Here is a 17,373-nt window from a genome sequence, read left to right on the forward strand (position 1 = left end):
TTCCTATTCGTCCAGAGGGCGGACGAGGCGGCCGGTAAAGCCGAGAAACTCGGCTTCCTCGCGGAAGGCGGTAAAGTCGCCATTCCCGACGCCCGGCTGGCGGAGCAGCACTAGGGCTTCAACCAGGCACCCGGGAATATCCCGGTTATTCCAGGCCGGCATCCGTGGCCACATCAGGAACTCCTCGTGGGAGAGCACCACCTTCTCCACGGCGATTTGCTTCTCCTGCAATTGCTCCCTGGCGGCGAGGGTGATGCAGGGATGGGTGTCGTCTGCGATCAACGCGCCCGGAGCCATATGGTGCTGCAGTTCCAGAATCGCATCGCCGTGATGGGTTAAACCGATAAAGAGTTTTTCGTCATGGAGCCGGGCCAGTGACGAGGTTTGCAGAACCGTGCCCCGATCGGTGGTGATTTCCCTGTCGTCCTCATAGCGCGGATCGAAGCCGATCACCCTGTCAAACAGGCTGGTGAGATCCTGGCACACGGCATTGCCAATGCGCCCGGCGCCGCCGAGCACGACGATGCTGGTTTGCTGGCAATACTGGGGGCGCTCACGCATTTGCCTCGCCACGTCCCAGATCATGTATCGCGTTCCCAGGCTGCCTTCCACCAGCGGCTCGGCAATCTCGATACCGGCTTTCATCACGAAGTTCGGTAGCCGCCCAACGAGGGCGATCCTTTCAACATCGGGGTAGTCCCGCTGCAATTGATCCAGGTACTGGCGTACTTTGTCGGAATCCCCTTCCAGCTCATGCTCCATGAACTGCGATGCGACCAGCAGGCCACGCATGTCCTGATTGCGAATGAAGCCAAGCACCAGATTAGGTGGCATGCGCCGGGCCATGGCGGGCGTAAAGTAAGAGCCGGCCTGCTGCTGGTTGCCGTAGACCGCAAACACGAAGCGGGGTCGGGCGAGGGCGTGCACGAGGGAGCGAAGGTAGGTATTGGCCAGAAAAACCGCAAACCGGCGGCTGTTTTTCCACAGGGCGCGCTTGCTCTTTGCGATCAGGCGTTGCCAGGAAGGAGCAACGTCGTAGAGGTCACTCAGTTCGTTATCGGAGAAGCGTCTGCGGTAGAACTGCAGACCTATGTGGGATTTACCGGTGTAGGCGACGGTGGCCGCGACGTTCATGTCGGCCATGTCGCGAAATTCAACGTCAGTGGTTTCGCCGGGGCGGATATAAACCCGCTCCGGCCTCTTCAGGCGTAGCCCGCTGGCTGATACATCCAGCGTTGTGGTCTCTATGACGTGATTGGCATACTTCAGAACCACCGGGACTCTGATCCCGGATCGCAAATGCCGGCGATACTCCCCATGCACCATTCTCATGGCTGGCTCCCGACGCTGTGGTGAAACTGATGCTCAATTTCAAACCCTAGTCTGGACCAAACTCCTGAAAGCCGCCATTTTCCCTCTAGAACGGATGCCCGAAAATGCCCAGCACGCCAAGCACGATCAGATACCCGGCAACGATGTAGTTAAGCAGTTTCGGAAACACCAGAATGCCAATGCCCGCGCCAAGGCTGATGAGAGGGGCGAGTTCCAGATGCAGTGTCATAGGCCGTACTCCTGTACTTCGATGGTGGAAGAATTGGGTAAGTTCCCGGGAAGCTTGGCATTGAGGGGGAGGGTAATCAAGAATTTGCCGTGCGGTGGGCAGACACGCTGGTGTCAATGGAAGCCCGTTTTCAGGCTCCCCTAGCGTTCAGCTCGCCCTGCAGATACGCCCAGGTTTGCAGGCACCGGGCCTCGATCTCCGTATCCAGAGCCGGCTTGTGGTGTTTGCGGACCGAGCGGTCGTAAATGTTCGCCATCATGCCTTCCGACCATTTCAGCCCGACAAACGACGCCAAAGCCCGGGTGGTAGCCTCGGGATTTTGCACCAGCTGCTCGTAGCCCACCAGCAGAACCGCCGGGTTGTGGTGCAGTTCCAGGAAACGATAGGAATCGTTGTATAGAAGCCAGTAGAGGGCGGCGGCGTCGGGAATGCTCAGGTTGCTGGTGCATTTGCTTCTGATGAACGCCCTGAGCCCCTCGGGGGCCGTCGACTGTTCGGCGAAATCGGTGGCAACCCAGGCCTTGACGGTGTCTACGTGCCGCTCGCCAAAGAACCGCGCCATGGAGTTGATGGCGTCGTAGGGGTGGCGAACCAGAAAGATGGCTTTGCTACCGGGGAAGCGGTCAATGAACCTGCCGGCGTGCAGGGTTTCAACAATCGGTTTGAAGGCGATCACCGGAGCGCGACTGGCGCGGATAACCTGTTCAACACTGTCGAGGTCCCGTAACCGCCAGTTTTCAAAGGCTTTCGGGTTGTCCTCGTTGATCATTTCCACCTCCCAGCAGCGGCTCAGGCTGTGGGCGACAATGTCGGTGCCCGACCGCCCGCTGCCTACCAGGAACACCGGGTGTGTCTGCTCGGCGGGCCTGACCAGCAAATAGGCTTGCTTCCGCAGATGGCGCAGTTTGCGGTTGGCCCGGTAGGCAAATTCACTTCCGCGATATTCCACATGCAGAGTCATAAAGTTCCCTTTTACGCCGGCTGTATGGGTGGTCCCAAGTAGATCCAGTTTAGGTCAGTTTTATTGCTTTTTGAAGACCATTTTCAAGCTCCGCACCTGGCCGGCTCCGCCGCCTCGTACAGGGTGCTGGCGGCGCTCATCTGCTGGCGGAGAGATTCAATTCGTGTGTCGTGACTGGGATGGGTGGAAAGAAACTCCAGGGGTTGGTTGCCCGAGGCCTGGGCCATGTTCTGCCACAGGCGGACACTTTCGCCAGGCTCAAAGCCTGCCCGGGCCATAAGGCTCAGCCCCAGAAGATCGGCCTCTTCCTCATGAGCGCGGCTGAAGGGGAGGGTAATGCCCAGCTGTGCGCCAAGACCCAGCGCCTGCTGAATCTGGTCTTCGGCGATTTCACTCTCGGTGAACAGGCCGATCAGCAACATCCCGGCTTTCAGGCCCAGTTGCTGGGTGAGCCGCTCGTTGCCGTGATCGGCGAGAACATGGGCAATCTCGTGACCAATGACCGCCGCCAGCTGGGCCGGGTTGTCCGCTACCCGGAGCAGTCCCGAGTGAACGCCGATCTTCCCGCCCGGCAGGGCGAACGCATTGGGGCTCGGATTGTCGAAGACCACCACCTCCCAGGAATCGGGCAGAGAGACGCCGTTGACGGGCGCTTCTTCCAGCGTCGCCACCAGTTCTCCGGTAATGCACTGGACCAGCCGGTTAATGTCCGGCCGGGTGATCACCGGGATCTGCTGTTTCATCTGTTCGAAACTCTGTTCACCCATGTCGGTCATGACCACATTGGGGACAAGCGCCAGCCGGTTCCGTCCGGTGGGTGATTCCTGGCATCCGGTCAGGAACAGCAACGCGGTCAGGGCGAGGATGAAAGTCTTCACGGGACACTCCGTCGAAATGATCGTGGGCGGTTCTGGAGATAGTATCCATGACTGGCCGCCCATCGGGTAGGGCAGATCGCAATGTGATAATTGGCGGCGCTGCAAGCGCGGGCAGGCTATGCTCAGGGGATGGTGCATTGGCCCCACCGGCTCAGGGAGGACACCCCAGTGAACGAGATACTGATTGGAAAGGGCGACCGGCAGGTACATTTGCTGGGCAGGTACGGAAACCGCCACGGGCTGATCGCTGGTGCGACCGGCACCGGCAAGACGGTCACCATGATGCTTCTTGCGGAGGGATTCTCGCGCATGGGCGTGCCGGTCTTCATGGCGGATGTGAAGGGCGACGTGGCTGGCCTGTCACAGGCCGGAACTGCCAGCGACAAGTTGCGAGCCAGGGCCGCGGAACTTGGCGTGGATGGGTACGCCAACGAGCCCAGCCCGGTGGTGTTGTGGGATCTGTACGGCAAGCTCGGGCACCCGGTGCGCACCACCATCAGTGAAATGGGGCCGAAACTGCTTGCCCGGGTGCTGGAGCTCAACGACACCCAGTCTGGCGTGCTGGAGGTGGTGTTCCGGGTAGCGGACGATCAGGGTCTGTTGCTGCTGGATCTTGAAGACCTGCGGGCGCTGCTCGCGCTGGTGACGGACACCCGCAAGGAAATCTCCAAGACCTACGGTCTGGTCAGTTCGCAATCCGTGGCCGCCATTCAGCGTTCCCTGCTGGGGCTGGAAAGCGATGGCGGTGACCTGATGTTCGGGGAGCCGGCGCTGAATCTGAACGACTTCATGGGGACTGATCTTAGCGGCCGCGGCATCATCAACATTTTTGCCGCCGAGCAGCTCATCCTCAAACCCCGGCTTTATTCCACCTTTTTGCTGTGGCTGATGTCCGAGCTTTTCGAAAACCTCCCGGAAGTTGGCGATCTCGACCGACCCCGGTTGGTGTTCTTCTTCGACGAAGCCCATCTGCTGTTTGACGATGCGCCGGGCATACTGGTGCAGCGAATAGAGCAGGTGGTCAGACTGATTCGCTCGAAAGGGGTTGGTATTTACTTCTGCTCTCAATTTCCGGACGACCTGCCGGGGGAAGTCCTCGGTCAGCTTGGCAATCGTGTCCAGCACGCCTTGCGAGCCTTCACGCCACGGGATCAGAAAGCGGTGAAAACCGCGGCGGAAACGTTCGTGGCGAACCGCGGGCTTGATGTGGCAACCGTGATTTCCGAGCTTGGTGTGGGGGAGGCGCTGGTCTCTACGCTGCAGGACAAAGGCGTGCCCATGCCGGTGGAGCGCACCCGCATTGCTCCGCCCCGCTGCCGCATGGGCGCTATTACCGCTGAGGAGCGCGCGGCGGTGCGAAGTCGCAGTCCGGTGGGTAGCAAATACGATACCGCGGTGAATCGCGAATCGGCCCACGAAATTCTGGCACAACGGGCGGAGGAGGCGATCAGCACAGCCGCTCAGGACAATGCTCCAGAACCGGAAGCGCCTCAGGACAACCCGTTGAGTGACGTGCTATGGGGCAAGGGGCGTCGGCAGGGCGTTGTGGAGGCAATGGCCAAGTCAGCGGCACGTTCGGTAGGGAGTCAGCTTGGAAGGCAGATTCTGCGGGGGTTGCTGGGTGGCATCCTGGGTGGCTCGCGCCGTCGTTGAGGGGAGAACGCCGGGACCGCCAGTACGCAAGGCACTGCCCGGATGTTGGTGATCAGAAAGTATAGGCAGCGCCCAGGGAGTAGTAGTCAATATCGAAGTTGTCGAGCTCATAGCGCTCGTACTCCGCGCGGACCTGGAACGAGAACAGGGTAATTCGCGCCCCTACGCCGTACAACGGGTCGGTGCCGTCTTCGTCGCCGATGTTGTCAAGATCGCCATCCCAGCTGATAAAGCCTGCTTTGCCAAACAGACCAACGGGGCCCAGTTTTACGCCGGCCAGAGCGGCGCCGGTCCAGCCATCCACTTCGAAATCGGAATCGCCGAAGGCGCCGACACTGCCGTTGAACTTGCCGAAATCCACGTAGGCGCCTTCAACCGCCAAGTCGATCAGCGGAATCAGGCCAAGGTTGTAGCCGGCAAAAATCTTATAGGCCGTGTCCTCGTCATCGAAGTCAATGTCGACGTCAACGTCGTTGACATCTGGTAGATCGTCGTCGAAATCGAGTTCAGCCTGGCCGACTGAGGCGCCGAGGTATAAACCGCTGTCGCTGCCTGCGAGGGCGTTTCCGGATACTGCCAAAAGAGGGACTGCAAGAATTAAGGGAATTACAGTTTTCATGGCCTTAGCCTCCATTGCTAAGAGAGCATCGGTTAAAAAGTAGGCGATTGTGCGATTATTGTCGAACAAATAGGCCTGAAAACTACGAATTGTTAATAAAGGCTCATGTCCAGACTGGCCAAAAGTTCGTTAACCGCCTGCGCAAAGGCCACCGGGGAGTCTTCCTGCAGAAAGTGACCGCCTTTGAGGGTGATGTGGCGCTGGTCTCTGGCACCGGGAATGCGCTTTTGCATGTACGCGTCGCCGCCGCGGGTGATCGGGTCGCCATTGCTGAAGGTGGTCAGAAAGGGCTTCTCCCAGCGCTCGAGAACAGTCCACGCCTTGCGGTTGGCCTCGCTGGCCGGATCATCCGGGCGCATGGGGACGAGGCGCGGAAATGCCCTGGCTCCGGCCTTGTATTTCCTGTTGGGGAAGGGCGCATCGTAGGCTCGCCGTTCATCCGGCCCCAGTTTGCGGAACGACCCGGCATTGATGATGCGGGCAATCGGAAACCAGGGGCTGTGCAGGGCGAAGTTCTTCCAGATCTTGAAGGCGGGCGGCGCTTTCTGATCGCCGGTGGGCAGCATTCCGTTCCCGACCACAATGGCCCGGAAGCGGTCAGGGTTTTCCGCCGCCAGCCGCAGCCCCAGCAATGAGCCCCAGTCCTGGCAGACCAGCGTTATATTTGTCAGCGACAGTTTATCGATAAACAGCTGCATCCAGTCCATGTGCTGCTGGTAACTGTAATCATCGCTGGACGTGGGTTTGTCCGATTTACCGAAACCGATCAGATCAGGCGCAATAACCCGATGACCAGCGGCTGAACATACCGGAATCATGTGGCGATAAAGATAGGACCACGACGGCTCCCCGTGCAGCATCAGAATAGGACTTGCCTCGCCCGGCCCTTCATCCACGAAATGCATCCTCAGGCCATTGAGATCCACATAGTGCGGGGCAAAGGGGTAATCCAGCAGGCGCTCAAAGCGTTTTTCCGGGGTTCTGACAAAGTCCATCGTGTGAGCCTCATTGTGCAAGGTGGAAGCGCATCATTTTAATTAGCGGCGCTTTAGAGGCTATGTTTAGCAGGGTAAGCGTCGGATGGAAACAGGCACGCGTCTCGTGCATCCTGGCGGAGGGGCTCACTGCGGAGGCGCTCAGCCTTCCGCAGCGAGTGGGCACATCAGGCGGCGTTTTTTTTGCGCCAGGCCAGTTCGTTTTCGATGGTGGCCTTCGGTTGCAACATCGCGAAATCCAGGTCCGCCACGGCTTTGCCGTCTTTAAGACGCTGGACGAAATCCGGGTTCGCCAGGGCTTTTTTGCCGACGGCGAGCAGCGATTCCGGATACTCCAGAGCCAGGTCCTGGCTGTTGGTTTCGTCCACGCCACCGTTGATGATCAGTTCGACGCCTCCGATGTCCTGCACCACGCTCGCCAGACTGCGTTCACTGCCATCGAAAGCCGGCTGATTCACGCCGCCATCCGTGGTGTGGATGAAATCGGCGCCGGCACTGCGGACCGCTTCGACAATCTGGCGGAATCCGGCTTCACCCTCCGGCAGTCGGTATTCCGGGTCGGTGACGGTGCCCTGAGAGAGCCGGATTCCGACGGGAAAGTCCGGGCCTACCGCTTTGCGCACCGCCTCAACGGTCTCGACGATAATCCTCAGGCGGTTAGCGAGGTCGCCACCGTATTCATCTGTGCGACGGTTAAAGTGGGTGCTGAGAAACTGATTGAGCAGGTAACCATTCGCTCCGTGCAGCTCAATGCCATCGAAGCCCGCGGCTTTGGCGTTGCTGGCCGCATCGACGAAGCCCCGGATGGCTGTCTGAATATCCTCATGGCTCATTTCTTCAGGCATTTGCCACGCAGCTTGGTCGCCATAGAGACCGAGTGGCTGACCTTTGGGGCTGACAGCGCTGGGTGCCAAAGGCTGATCGGTAAAACGATTCGCCTGGAACTGCGCACCGGCGTGCATGAGCTGAATGACTATTTTACTGCCGGCGTTGTGCACCCGGCTGATGATGTCCTGCCATCCGCTGACCTGACTATCATTGATGATACCCGGCTGGTTGGCGTAGCCCTGACTGGCGTGGCTGTCAGTGTATGTACCCTCGGTGATAATAAGTCCGAAGCCGCCCTTGGCGTAGGCTTCGTAGTGATCAGCCATCAGTTGGTTGGGGCTTCCGTCGGGATCTGCACTGGTGCGCGTCATCGGCGCCAGCGCAAAACGGTTCTTAAGAGCTAACCGGGTGAAGTTTGTGGAATCGGTCAGGTTGCTCATAGGTCCTCCCTTAAGAGGTCGCTGGATTGATAGCTAGGAATTATCTCTAACCCTTGCCGATTTCGAAAGCGGATAAAAGTGATGCAGACATTCAGTTTATTTGAATAGAAAGGTTCTGTAGATAAATCAGTGTAGGTTGCTGACTATTTTGCATTTTTTGACTATTTCCCGCTCGCTGAATCAGGCAAATGTTGCTAGCTTCCATGCCGCGAATTGATTCGCGTAAAACTAATTAGGAGAACACATGAACGAATTAAAGAGCGCCCTGGTTCCAGCCGTCTTGCAAGCATTAATCGTATGCGTACTGCGAGTTTTCACAATTCCATGGGCGATCTGGAAAGGCGCAGCACTTCGCCTGGCGGAGATGCGAAACGTCAGTAAATCAACCAGTACGTCTACCGATACAGAGTTTCCGGTATTTGAGTGGCTGAAGGTTTCCTGGGATGGCGTGATCTTTCTGTCCTGGTTTGTTGGCGTGGTGATGGCGGTAATTCTCGCATCAACCGCATACAGTGGTGGATTCGGTATATTTATTTCCACGCTGGTATCAACCTACTTCGGTGTGATCGGCCTCTCCCTGGCGAAGGAGTTCCTGATCCTCGCGCTGTCGATTGCATTGAATGTCGAGAAGATCTCGAAAAAGCCGGAAAGCTCATCCCAAGTGTAAAAGCTCTCGGAGCGCTTTAGCCCCGGGCTGCCACCCAGGGCGTTGGCATTTTCCAGAAAGGATCCATTCGGATCCTTTTTTGTTTGTAATCCCACTGAAATTCGGTCCATCCCGGCGATAGATCCAGTAGTCAGGACATGGCGGCGTCCAGGCTCAGGTGGTGGTTCTGGCTTCTGAATGGTAGCGCGCATGGAGCTCTCGCACCGCCTCGGCAAGCGCAGGAAACGGACCTTCTGTCGGAATACCAGGCACCACCTGGTTGATCCGCAAGGTGGCCACGGGTGGTGGTGGCACGTGCAATTTATCCAGCCAGGTTGAGAGTTGCTCTGAGGAGCTGGCATAGACGATCCGGCCGAGCCCGACCCATCCATGGGCCGCCGCGCACATGGGGCAATGCTCCCCGGAGGTGTAGACTGTTGAGGCAGCACGCTCGTCAGGTGTCATGTTGGCCGCGGCCCAGCGGGCTATTTCAAACTCCGGGTGGCGGGTGTCGTCACCCCCGGCGGTTTCATTGTGTCCCTCATACCTGACGGCACCGGTCTCATCCACCAGTACAGAGCCGAAAGGTGGGTTGCCGCTATCGACCGCCCTGGCGGCCAGATCAACACAGCGGCCGAGATGTTTCATATCGGTTTCGTAGATCAAGGTGCCCCCATCTATCGCATGTTAATGTTCTTCAGAGTCGTTATGAAGTGGCGCTTCGTCAAGCCGACATCGTTCAAACACTGTCAGTATGATGCGGAATAGAGTAAGAAATAAGCGGGCAATGGAGAATGCTATGAAAGTAATGGTGCTTGGTGCCACGGGGCTTACGGGCCATCTCGCCGTGGAGAAACAGCTGGCAAAACCGGAAGTCAGCGCCGTGGTAGTGCCCCTGCGTCGGCCACTCACTCTGGATCACCCGAAACTGGTGCAGCATGTGATCGATTTCGATGACATGGACGCGTATGCCGGCATCTTCGCTGTGGATGCGCTGGTTTGCTGTATCGGAACAACCATTAGTAAGGCCGGCTCGAAAGAGGCCTTCCGCAAAGTGGACTACGGTTACGCCCTGGCAGCCGCCAGGCTGGCGAAGATGGCGGGTGCGCGAGCCATGATCCTGATGTCGGCGGTCGGTGCGTCGGCCTCGTCCCGCGTGTTTTACAACAGGGTAAAGGGTGAGCTTGAAAACGCGGTCAAGGCGCTGAACTTCCGGTACCTGTCAATCTATCACCCCGGGTTGTTGCTGGGTGACCGGCAGGAGCAACGCACCGCGGAATCCATAGGCATGGCGGTGTTGCCGGTGGTCAATCATGGCCTGATCGGGCCGCTGAGAAAATACCGCGCCATTGAGGCCGCCAGGGTGGCTCAGGCCATGGCGAATGAAGTCGCCTTGCTCGACGAAAACGATTCGGCGGATGCTATCGTGGAGTATCGGGAATACCCGCACATTCAGTCTTTGGCGGGTAACAGTTAGCCGCGTGGGAGCGGACGATGAAAATAGCCGGTATGTTTCTCCTGTGGGTGGCACTGAGTGGCTGCTCGGCAAAGCCCGACGCCATTGAGACAGAAACCGAGGGCAGGGATGGCCCGGCCAGTGCGCTGTACGTTGTGGATCATGGCTGGCACGTGGGGCTGGTGATAAGCGCGAAACTTCTCGAGTCAGAGCTTCCACAGCTGAAAGACCGTTTCGGGAATGCCAGGTTTTACGAACTGGGCTGGGGAGATGAGGGGTATTATCAGGCCAGTGAGAAAACAGCCACTGTCGCTTTGAAGGCCATCTTCTGGTCACAGGGCGCGGTGATGCACGTTGCCGCCTTGCCGGTTTTACCAACGCAGTACTTCCCCGGGAGTGACGTGATCGCGACCTGCCTTGAAAGCGGAGAAGTCGCATCCCTGTTGGACTATCTGTCCGCCAGTTTCGCCCGGGATACGGCAGGCAACCTGATCCTCCTCCAGGCCGGCCTCTATGGTGACAGCCAGTTCTACGGCGGCGTGGGCCGCTATCATCTGCTCAATACCAGTAACAAGTGGACCGCGAAGGCACTGAAGAGCGCGGGCATGGACATTGCGCCGACGTTCAAGCTCACGGCCGGCAGTGTCATGGGCTGGATGAGGAACAACCGCAGCTCAGACGTGCATGGTGGCGGCAAATCCTGTAGCCTGCCCGGCCTTTTTTCTATGCGAGGCCAACGTTATGACTGATCAAACCCGCCACGCCACGCCGACCAGCTCCGGTGCCCTGGCTGGCAGCGATCCCGTGGTGCTGGTGCTCACCATCGGTTTCATTCTGCTGTTCGTCGGCGCCTCTGTGGTCAACAGCGAGTATGTGGCTGAGCTGATCGGCAGTGGCTTTACCTGGACCGCCAGGTATCTCGGGTCCTTCTTCCAGATGCTGTTGTTACTGACGTTTCTCATTGCCATAGGTACCGCGTTGAGCCGCGCGGGAGCTGCGCGTATTGGCGGCCTGGATCGCCCGGAGATCGGCCGTTTTCGCTGGCTGTCGATGATCATGTGCACATTGCTGGCCGGTGGTGGTGTGTTCTTTGCCGCAGGTGAGCCGGTCTACCATTTCGTGGTGACGCCGCCGGCGTTTGATATCGAGGCGGCGACCGCCGAAGCCGTGGCGCCCGCGATGGCGCAATCGTTCACCCACTGGGGCTTCCTGGCCTGGGCGGTGCTGGGGTCCCTCACGGCGCTGGTTCTGACCCGCGCTCACTACGGCCAGGGCAAACCGCTGCAGCCGAGAACGCTGCTATACCCGGTTTTTGGAGAAAAGGTGATTCGTGGTCGCCTTGGCGGTGTGATTGACGCGTTCTGCGTGATTGCGGTAGTGGCCGGAACCGTTGGCCCCATCGGCTTTTTAGCAACCCAGATGAGTTTCGGGTTGCATGAGTTGTTCGGCGTAACGGATGGCTATGGCACCCAACTGACCGTACTGGTCATCCTCGCCGGTGTTTACATGACCTCTGCCATGACCGGTCTGCACAAGGGCATCCAGCTGCTCAGCAGGTTCAACGTTCTGCTGGCGCTGGCGATTGCGGCGGTGATCTTCATTTTCGGGCCAACGCTGTTCCTCACCAATACCTATACCCAGTCTATGGGTGAATACGTCTCATCGTTTTTTGCCATGGCGACCATGACCGCCGAAACCGCGCCGGGCTGGTGGATGAAATGGTGGACGGTGTTCTTCTTCGCCTGGTTTATCGGGTATACCCCGCTGATGGCCGTATTTGTTGCGCGCATTTCCCGCGGTCGTACCGTGCGGGAGATGATCCTGGCGGTGGCGGTGCTGGCTCCGATCGCCACCACCATCTGGTTCACTCTGCTGGGTGGTTCCGGCATTTACCATCAGTTGGCCGGCACCTTTGATCTCACCGAGGCGCTGAACGGATTCCGTTTTGACGTTGCCACGCTGACCGTCGCCCAGGCCTTGCCCGGCGGTACCTGGATGGCTGCTGCAATCCTGCTGCTCACCACCATTTTCGTGGCAACCACCGGAGACTCCATGAGCTATTCCATTGCCATGGTTGGCGCCGGTCATGACGAACCCAGCCCCTGGATCCGCGTATTCTGGGGCGGCGCCATGGCGCTGATGGCCGCTATACTTCTGTATATGGGGGCCGGCCAGATCGGTGTGTTGCAACAGTTCATTGTACTGACAGCGATACCGGTGTCGTTGATTATTCTGCCGTCGCTGTGGACCGGTCCCAAGGCCGCGATGGCAATGGCAAGAGAGCAGGGGCTGGTTTAGTCTTCAGGGGGCGGGGCTCCGCCCCCTGAAAGCCCGATGCCCAACAGGAGAACGGTGACTGATGTCTGAAGACCCCCTGAAAACGCTGTCTGACATGGCCAGTGATGCGCATGCCCGCATCCAGGCCGCCCACCAGCACATTAATCCGGTGGTGGAAGTGCGCCGGGGGATGCGCGATGCTGGTATTCCCGCCGATGTGATGACCATCGATTGCCTGCGTACCCGCCGCCGCATCACGCTGATCCTCCACGATGGCCAGCCGGGGCTGTTGCTGTACCAGTTCATCACCATCGAGGATGAAGTGGGTGACGAGTTCCGACAAATGCCGCTGTCTGACGTGGATGTCGCCATGCTGGTGGAGTGGATTCAGGATTACTTCGGGTAACCGTGACGGCCTTACCCGGTCGGGGCATTACTCGGTGCGGAGCTTCTGTTGGCTACAGATCATACACATTTTGCTACACGAAAAGAGGCCCTGTTGACCTGAGTTCAGCGTTACGATTAGACCAAAGGCTATACTGATAACAACATCAAAAACTCTTCATAACCGACGTTGGGTTACGCGCATGGTATCTCTGATGCGGGCTTTTACGGGACTGTTGACGGTGCTTTTAATGAGCGCCCCGACTCTCGCCGGGGCCGCAGAGCAGGCTATTCTGGTTACGCCCTCCTCTGCCATCGAATCACAATTCAGCGTATGGGAAGATCCGGAAGGGCAGGCGGAGCTCGGGCAGGTAAGGCGCCTGGACGATGACCGCTGGCAATCCGTACCTTCCGGGAGCGCGACCTTTGGAATTACACCGTCCGCTTATTGGTTGCGGTTTGCGGTGGCAAACCAGACCACGGAGCGTCTCAGCCTGATTGCTGAGCTGGCTTATTCGCAACTGGATGACGTGGTCTTTCACGTCTTCGCGGATGGAAAGCAGATTCAGCACGTCGAAACCGGGGATACCCGCGCGTTCTACCCGCGGCAGGTGGATCATCCCAATATGCTGTTGCGGCTGGACCTGCCCCCCGGCCAGCGGCACACCGTGTACGTGCGCGTTGAGACAGCGGGCTCGATGATTCTGCCCCTCAATGTGTGGCACGCCAACGAGTTCTTCAGTGCCGCGGGGGATGAGCAGAAGCTGCATTTCTTCTACTACGGCAGCCTGACCGTTATCATCCTGATAAATCTCGCCGTCTTTCTGACGTTGCGGGAAAAACTCTATCTCTACTACGCGCTGGCAATCGCCGGCTATCTGCTGTTTTTTGCTTCCATCAAAGGGTACAGCTTCCAGCTGCTTTACCCCGATTCGCCCGCCATCCATGCCCGGGCGTTACTGCTGTCCATGCCGATTCTGGCGCTGTTTTCGGTACTGTTTTGCCGGGAGCTGCTGAAAATACCGTCCCACAGCGCGAAACTGGATATTGCGATCCGAGTAATGATCGGTTTTGAGGTGCTTAATTTCATTGCTGCGCTGACGTTGAACTATAACGCGGCGGCCATGTTGTCGGCTGTATCAGCGTTGTTCTTTTTCTCGCTGCTGTTTGTTGCCGGCCCCATTACCTGGGCGGCAGGGGTGCGGGCCGGCGCGTTCTTCACCGTGGCCTGGACGCCTCTGACCATCGGTGTGCTGGCCACGGCGGGCCGGGCGCTGGGGTTCTTTCCGGAGAACTTCATGACTGAGCACGCAATGCAGATTGGCTCGGGGCTGGAGGCCTTCATTCTCACGTTGGCGCTGGCGGATCGACTGTACCGCGAGCGCGAAGAAAAAATACGCGCGCAGGCCGACAGCCTTCGTGAGGCACAGGCACGCAGCGACGCCCAGAAGCGACTGACCGACGTCATGACCCACGACCCGGTGACCGGCCTGCCCAACCGTAACCGCTTTGAGCGCATGGTCAACGAGCAGTTGCAGAGTGACCCAGACGGACGCTACATCGTTGGGGTGGCAAGGATTGCCCGTCTCGAAGAGATTAACCGCACGCTGGGACTCAGTCGCAGTGACCGGTTGCTGAGGCGGCTGGCCCAGGAAATGACACTGCTGGCCGAGGAACTGCCGTTTCTGCAGCGGCGGACGGACTGCCGCGGGCGCCAGGAGCTGGTGTATCAGTTATCCGGCGACAGTTTCGGTATGCTGGTAAACGCCAATAAAGTCACCGACAACTTTGAACGTCTGAGCCGGGCCCTGAAGCAACTGGTTGAGCCGGTTGCCATGGACAATCTGGCCATTGAGCTGCACCCGAAATTCGGCGCCGCCAGTTATCCGAACCACGGTGATAATGCGGCTTTGCTGATCCGCAATGCCCACGTCGGCATGGCGACGGCTCCCCGGGGGCTGCACGGCACCGGCTTTTATTCCCAGGAGCTGGATATCTACAGTGAAAGTCGCCTGACACTGATGTCTGACCTCAGGGAGGCGTTGCAGGCAAGCCACACAGAGCTGCATTACCAGCCGAAACTGTGTCTGGAAACGGGGGAAGTCATTGGCGTTGAAGGGCTGATGCGCTGGTATCATCCGGAACGTGGCTGGGTGTCGCCGGTGGACTTTATCCCGCTGGCCGAGGAAACCGGCGTCATCCGCCAGCTGACCCGCTGGGCGGTCGAGCGGGGCATTCGCGATCTGGCGCGGCTGTCCGGCGACTACCCGGACCTGACCGTGTCCATCAATATTTCGGCGCGGGATCTGGGCTCGGGTGAACTCAGGCGGTCCATTGAATCGGCGCTCAAACGTCATGGTGTGGCGGCGCCACGCCTGACACTGGAGCTTACCGAAACCGCGGCCATGGAAGATCCGGAAAAGGGTCTGGTGGCGCTGGGCTCACTGGCAGAGACCGGGCTCGCACTCTCCATTGACGATTTCGGCAGTGGCTATTCTTCGCTTTCCTACCTGAAGCAATTGCCGGCCAGAGAGCTCAAGCTTGATCGCTCGCTGGTGGCGGACATTGCCACCAGTGGCAGCTCCCGGGTGATCCTGGAAACCGCTATCAATATGGCCCACAGCCTGGATTATCGGGTTGTCGCCGAGGGTGTTGAAAACGAGCAGGTCGCCCGGCTGCTGCGGGACCTGGGATGTGACCGGCTGCAGGGGTTCTGGCTTTGCCGCCCCTTGCCGCTCAACGATCTGAAGCACTGGCTGGCACGCTACGCCGAATCCGCCAACCCTCTGTTTGAGGCCCCCACAGCCGGGTGAACAATGGCCGATCTGGATAAACTCAATCTGCGCCACCTGTATTACTTCTGGGTGATTGCCCGCGAGGGCGCCATCGTCCGGGCGGCGGAGCATCTGGATCTGACGCCCCAGACCCTGAGCGGGCAGCTGGCGGCGTTCGAATCAGCATTGGGCAACGCACTGTTCCGTCGTGCCAACCGGTCACTGCAGCTGACGGACTTTGGTCAGACCGTGTTCAGCTACGCCGACGATATGTTCCAGACCGCCCAGGCTCTGACTGACGTGTTGCGCCAGCCACCGGAGAACCGCCCCCTCAGTCTGTCGCTGGGGATTGCCGCCTCAATCCACAAACTCATTGCCTTCAGTCTGACCGCGCCGGCGCTGGCGCTGAGCCGTGAGGTGCGCCTGAACTGCCGGACCGGGGATACCGCGGCCCTGCTGAAGCGGCTGGGTCAGCGGGAGCTGGATGTGGTGCTGACCGATTGCCTGCCGGATTCGCGCGAGGCCAGTCAGTTCCGCAGTTATCGATTGGCCAGCTCGTCCATGTCCCTGTTTGCGGCGCCTGAGCTGGCGAACCGACTGTCCGGTAACTTTCCGGCAAGCCTGGATGGCCAGCCGTTTCTGGCGACCTCGCTTGATGCACCCTACATCCACGCCCTGATGAACTGGTTCTCCAGCCAGGGCATCCGCGTAAAACTGGTGGCGGAGGTGGACGACAGCGCGCTGATCAAGGTGTTCGGACGGGAAGGCCTTGGTTACTTTGCCGCGCCAACGTCCATTCGGGAGGAAGTGTGCCGGCAGTACCAGGTCATCCACGTTGCCAGCATCGGCGACGTCCGGGACACCCTATACGCCGTGACTCGCGCTCGCGGAGGTCACAACGAAGCCGTGGCGGAGCTATTAAAAGAGCGCCCGGACCTGACGGATTAGCTCGAGAAATTAGATGAATAGATAAGATAAAACTTTATTCTTTTCGATCTTTTGTTGGCGGATGATGGAATCGTGTCCATGACAGGAGAGTCGATCATGAAAACGATTCACAAGTTCCGGCTGGAGTGCACAAAAGAACCCACAACCCTCAAGCTTCGTGAAGGTTGCCGGGTGGTGAGGTGCGAATACCTGGTACCGCAGAAGGGTGTGTATCTGTGGGTGGAGCAACCACTGAACATCGCGATTCCGACCATCGAGCGGCAGTTCCTGGTGGCCTTTTCCGGCGATCCGGTGCCGGACAGTTATGAGTACCTTGATACCGCGTTGGATCCGTTTGGGCCGGAGGCCTATCACATCTACGAGGTCACCGAAGCGCAGCCGGGCGCGTCAAAGCCGACGCATCACCACTCAGGCGTGATGATGGGCGCTGACTTCAAGCGGGCCGGCGCAGCCTGATCCGCGGGCAGTAACGCCGCTGCATGTTCTTCCGTGTTGAAGTAGCGTTGGTAACGCCCACTGGCACGGAAGGCTTGCAGTCGCCTGTTGAATTTGCCGAGCAGTTCCCTGGATTCAAAATCGGTGGCGCGGGGAAACAGCAGGAAACTTTTGTTCTCCAGGATGGCGCGGGGATGGTGAACAATCTCACGGGCGGCTGAGGGCGTCAGTTCCCGCCGCAGAATGTGGTAACCCACGTTGATTTCCTCCGGGAAGGCGTCGATCCGACCGCGCACCAGACGGGCGACCATGCCCTGGCCGTGGGCTTCCTGGTCAAAGTAGGGGGGCCAGTCCCCGACCGTGATACTCAGGTGATTATTATCGTCCGCGCGGGCCGCCTGAACTGACAGTAAAATAGCCGCCACTAACGGCATCAGGGTCAACTTCATGGATACATCCGGAATTCTCTGAGGGGGCTGCTCTTCTGAGTCTAGAACATTTGGCGTATGCTGGCTCCG

At 58.9% G+C, this 17,373-nt stretch carries 18 protein-coding genes; 9 read left to right on the forward strand and 9 right to left on the reverse strand.

The features are described 5' to 3' along the window. Positions 1-3: 3 nt before the first annotated feature. The 4 genes from DYI22_RS10345 to DYI22_RS10360 form a co-directional block, all read right to left on the reverse strand. Entirely contained in the window at positions 4-1,332 is a 1,329-nt protein-coding gene (locus tag DYI22_RS10345; RefSeq protein ID WP_213477959.1) for a PilZ domain-containing protein, read from the reverse strand. An 85-nt stretch (positions 1,333-1,417) separates the two neighbouring features. Further along, positions 1,418-1,561 carry a DUF3096 domain-containing protein gene (locus tag DYI22_RS10350; RefSeq protein WP_213477960.1) on the reverse strand — a complete coding sequence of 48 codons (144 nt, stop codon included), beginning with the start codon at positions 1,559-1,561 and terminating at the stop codon, positions 1,418-1,420. Positions 1,562-1,691: 130 nt separating this feature from the next. Beyond that, positions 1,692-2,522 carry a sulfotransferase family protein gene (locus tag DYI22_RS10355; protein WP_213477961.1) on the reverse strand — a complete coding sequence of 277 codons (831 nt, stop codon included), beginning with the start codon at positions 2,520-2,522 and terminating at the stop codon, positions 1,692-1,694. Between the two features lie 83 nt (positions 2,523-2,605). After that, positions 2,606-3,400 carry a M48 family metallopeptidase gene (locus tag DYI22_RS10360; RefSeq protein ID WP_323132902.1) on the reverse strand — a complete coding sequence of 265 codons (795 nt, stop codon included), beginning with the start codon at positions 3,398-3,400 and terminating at the stop codon, positions 2,606-2,608. Positions 3,401-3,568: 168 nt separating this feature from the next. Here DYI22_RS10360 and DYI22_RS10365 point away from each other — a divergent pair, with 168 nt between their 5' ends. Continuing rightward, positions 3,569-5,053 carry a helicase HerA-like domain-containing protein gene (locus DYI22_RS10365; protein ID WP_213477962.1) on the forward strand — a complete coding sequence of 495 codons (1,485 nt, stop codon included), beginning with the start codon at positions 3,569-3,571 and terminating at the stop codon, positions 5,051-5,053. A 52-nt stretch (positions 5,054-5,105) separates the two neighbouring features. Here DYI22_RS10365 and DYI22_RS10370 read toward each other — a convergent pair whose 3' ends face one another. The 3 genes from DYI22_RS10370 to DYI22_RS10380 all read right to left on the reverse strand — a co-directional run bounded on the left by DYI22_RS10370 (position 5,106) and on the right by DYI22_RS10380 (position 7,935). Continuing rightward, entirely contained in the window at positions 5,106-5,672 is a 567-nt protein-coding gene (locus DYI22_RS10370; RefSeq protein WP_213477963.1) for an outer membrane beta-barrel protein, read from the reverse strand. A gap of 92 nt (positions 5,673-5,764) precedes the next feature. Beyond that, on the reverse strand, positions 5,765-6,667 hold the full coding sequence (locus DYI22_RS10375) for a haloalkane dehalogenase (protein WP_213477964.1): 903 nt from the start codon (positions 6,665-6,667) through the stop codon (positions 5,765-5,767). Between the two features lie 167 nt (positions 6,668-6,834). Further along, entirely contained in the window at positions 6,835-7,935 is a 1,101-nt protein-coding gene (locus DYI22_RS10380) for an NADH:flavin oxidoreductase (RefSeq protein WP_213477965.1), read from the reverse strand. Positions 7,936-8,179: 244 nt separating this feature from the next. Between DYI22_RS10380 and DYI22_RS10385 the strand changes: the two genes are divergently transcribed. After that, positions 8,180-8,602, forward strand: coding sequence for a hypothetical protein (locus DYI22_RS10385; protein ID WP_213477966.1), 423 nt, complete (start codon positions 8,180-8,182; stop codon positions 8,600-8,602). Between the two features lie 153 nt (positions 8,603-8,755). Here the strand turns inward: DYI22_RS10385 and DYI22_RS10390 are convergent, their stop codons facing one another. Then, on the reverse strand, positions 8,756-9,229 hold the full coding sequence (locus DYI22_RS10390) for a nucleoside deaminase (RefSeq protein WP_228300956.1): 474 nt from the start codon (positions 9,227-9,229) through the stop codon (positions 8,756-8,758). Between the two features lie 151 nt (positions 9,230-9,380). On the opposite strand from DYI22_RS10390, the gene DYI22_RS10395 reads away from it, so the two are divergent. The 7 genes from DYI22_RS10395 (at position 9,381) to DYI22_RS10425 (ending at position 16,876) form a co-directional block, all read left to right on the forward strand. Then, complete coding sequence (locus DYI22_RS10395; RefSeq protein WP_213477967.1) at positions 9,381-10,058, forward strand: NAD(P)H-binding protein; 678 nt, start codon at positions 9,381-9,383, stop codon at positions 10,056-10,058. Between the two features lie 17 nt (positions 10,059-10,075). After that, positions 10,076-10,786, forward strand: a complete 711-nt coding sequence (locus tag DYI22_RS10400) for a TIGR02117 family protein (protein ID WP_213477968.1) — start codon at positions 10,076-10,078, stop codon at positions 10,784-10,786. Next, positions 10,779-12,335, forward strand: coding sequence for a BCCT family transporter (locus DYI22_RS10405; RefSeq protein WP_213477969.1), 1,557 nt, complete (start codon positions 10,779-10,781; stop codon positions 12,333-12,335). The genes DYI22_RS10400 and DYI22_RS10405 overlap by 8 nt, the downstream gene beginning before the upstream one ends. A 61-nt stretch (positions 12,336-12,396) precedes the next feature. After that, positions 12,397-12,720, forward strand: coding sequence for a hypothetical protein (locus DYI22_RS10410; RefSeq protein WP_213477970.1), 324 nt, complete (start codon positions 12,397-12,399; stop codon positions 12,718-12,720). A gap of 229 nt (positions 12,721-12,949) precedes the next feature. After that, the gene (locus DYI22_RS10415) at positions 12,950-15,511 is read left to right on the forward strand and encodes an EAL domain-containing protein (RefSeq protein ID WP_228300957.1); all 2,562 of its coding nucleotides are present in this window, start codon (positions 12,950-12,952) and stop codon (positions 15,509-15,511) included. A gap of 3 nt (positions 15,512-15,514) precedes the next feature. Further along, positions 15,515-16,420, forward strand: a complete 906-nt coding sequence (locus DYI22_RS10420) for a LysR substrate-binding domain-containing protein (protein WP_213477972.1) — start codon at positions 15,515-15,517, stop codon at positions 16,418-16,420. Positions 16,421-16,516: 96 nt separating this feature from the next. Further along, on the forward strand, positions 16,517-16,876 hold the full coding sequence (locus tag DYI22_RS10425) for a hypothetical protein (RefSeq protein WP_228300958.1): 360 nt from the start codon (positions 16,517-16,519) through the stop codon (positions 16,874-16,876). Here DYI22_RS10425 and DYI22_RS10430 read toward each other — a convergent pair. Beyond that, on the reverse strand, positions 16,822-17,304 hold the full coding sequence (locus DYI22_RS10430) for a hypothetical protein (protein WP_213477973.1): 483 nt from the start codon (positions 17,302-17,304) through the stop codon (positions 16,822-16,824). The two genes, DYI22_RS10425 and DYI22_RS10430, sit on opposite strands and share 55 nt — an antisense overlap. Positions 17,305-17,373 lie beyond the last annotated feature (69 nt).

The sequence above is a fragment of the Marinobacter lipolyticus genome (assembly GCF_018424605.1).
In the GTDB taxonomy this organism is placed as follows: domain Bacteria; phylum Pseudomonadota; class Gammaproteobacteria; order Pseudomonadales; family Oleiphilaceae; genus Marinobacter; species Marinobacter lipolyticus_B.

Bases quoted from the DNA above. Each gene is read 5' to 3' on its own strand.
- DYI22_RS10380 (WP_213477965.1), bottom strand. From the start codon at position 7,935: ATGAGCAACCTGACCGATTCCACAAACTTCACCCGGTTAGCTCTTAAG.
- DYI22_RS10395 (WP_213477967.1), top strand. From the start codon at position 9,381: ATGAAAGTAATGGTGCTTGGTGCCACGGGGCTTACGGGCCATCTCGCC.
- DYI22_RS10345 (WP_213477959.1), bottom strand. From the start codon at position 1,332: ATGAGAATGGTGCATGGGGAGTATCGCCGGCATTTGCGATCCGGGATC.
- DYI22_RS10410 (WP_213477970.1), top strand. From the start codon at position 12,397: ATGTCTGAAGACCCCCTGAAAACGCTGTCTGACATGGCCAGTGATGCG.
- DYI22_RS10375 (WP_213477964.1), bottom strand. From the start codon at position 6,667: ATGGACTTTGTCAGAACCCCGGAAAAACGCTTTGAGCGCCTGCTGGAT.
- DYI22_RS10390 (WP_228300956.1), bottom strand. From the start codon at position 9,229: ATGAAACATCTCGGCCGCTGTGTTGATCTGGCCGCCAGGGCGGTCGAT.
- DYI22_RS10370 (WP_213477963.1), bottom strand. From the start codon at position 5,672: ATGAAAACTGTAATTCCCTTAATTCTTGCAGTCCCTCTTTTGGCAGTA.
- DYI22_RS10400 (WP_213477968.1), top strand. From the start codon at position 10,076: ATGAAAATAGCCGGTATGTTTCTCCTGTGGGTGGCACTGAGTGGCTGC.
- DYI22_RS10405 (WP_213477969.1), top strand. From the start codon at position 10,779: ATGACTGATCAAACCCGCCACGCCACGCCGACCAGCTCCGGTGCCCTG.
- DYI22_RS10415 (WP_228300957.1), top strand. From the start codon at position 12,950: ATGAGCGCCCCGACTCTCGCCGGGGCCGCAGAGCAGGCTATTCTGGTT.
- DYI22_RS10430 (WP_213477973.1), bottom strand. From the start codon at position 17,304: ATGAAGTTGACCCTGATGCCGTTAGTGGCGGCTATTTTACTGTCAGTT.
- DYI22_RS10355 (WP_213477961.1), bottom strand. From the start codon at position 2,522: ATGACTCTGCATGTGGAATATCGCGGAAGTGAATTTGCCTACCGGGCC.
- DYI22_RS10385 (WP_213477966.1), top strand. From the start codon at position 8,180: ATGAACGAATTAAAGAGCGCCCTGGTTCCAGCCGTCTTGCAAGCATTA.
- DYI22_RS10350 (WP_213477960.1), bottom strand. From the start codon at position 1,561: ATGACACTGCATCTGGAACTCGCCCCTCTCATCAGCCTTGGCGCGGGC.
- DYI22_RS10425 (WP_228300958.1), top strand. From the start codon at position 16,517: ATGAAAACGATTCACAAGTTCCGGCTGGAGTGCACAAAAGAACCCACA.
- DYI22_RS10420 (WP_213477972.1), top strand. From the start codon at position 15,515: ATGGCCGATCTGGATAAACTCAATCTGCGCCACCTGTATTACTTCTGG.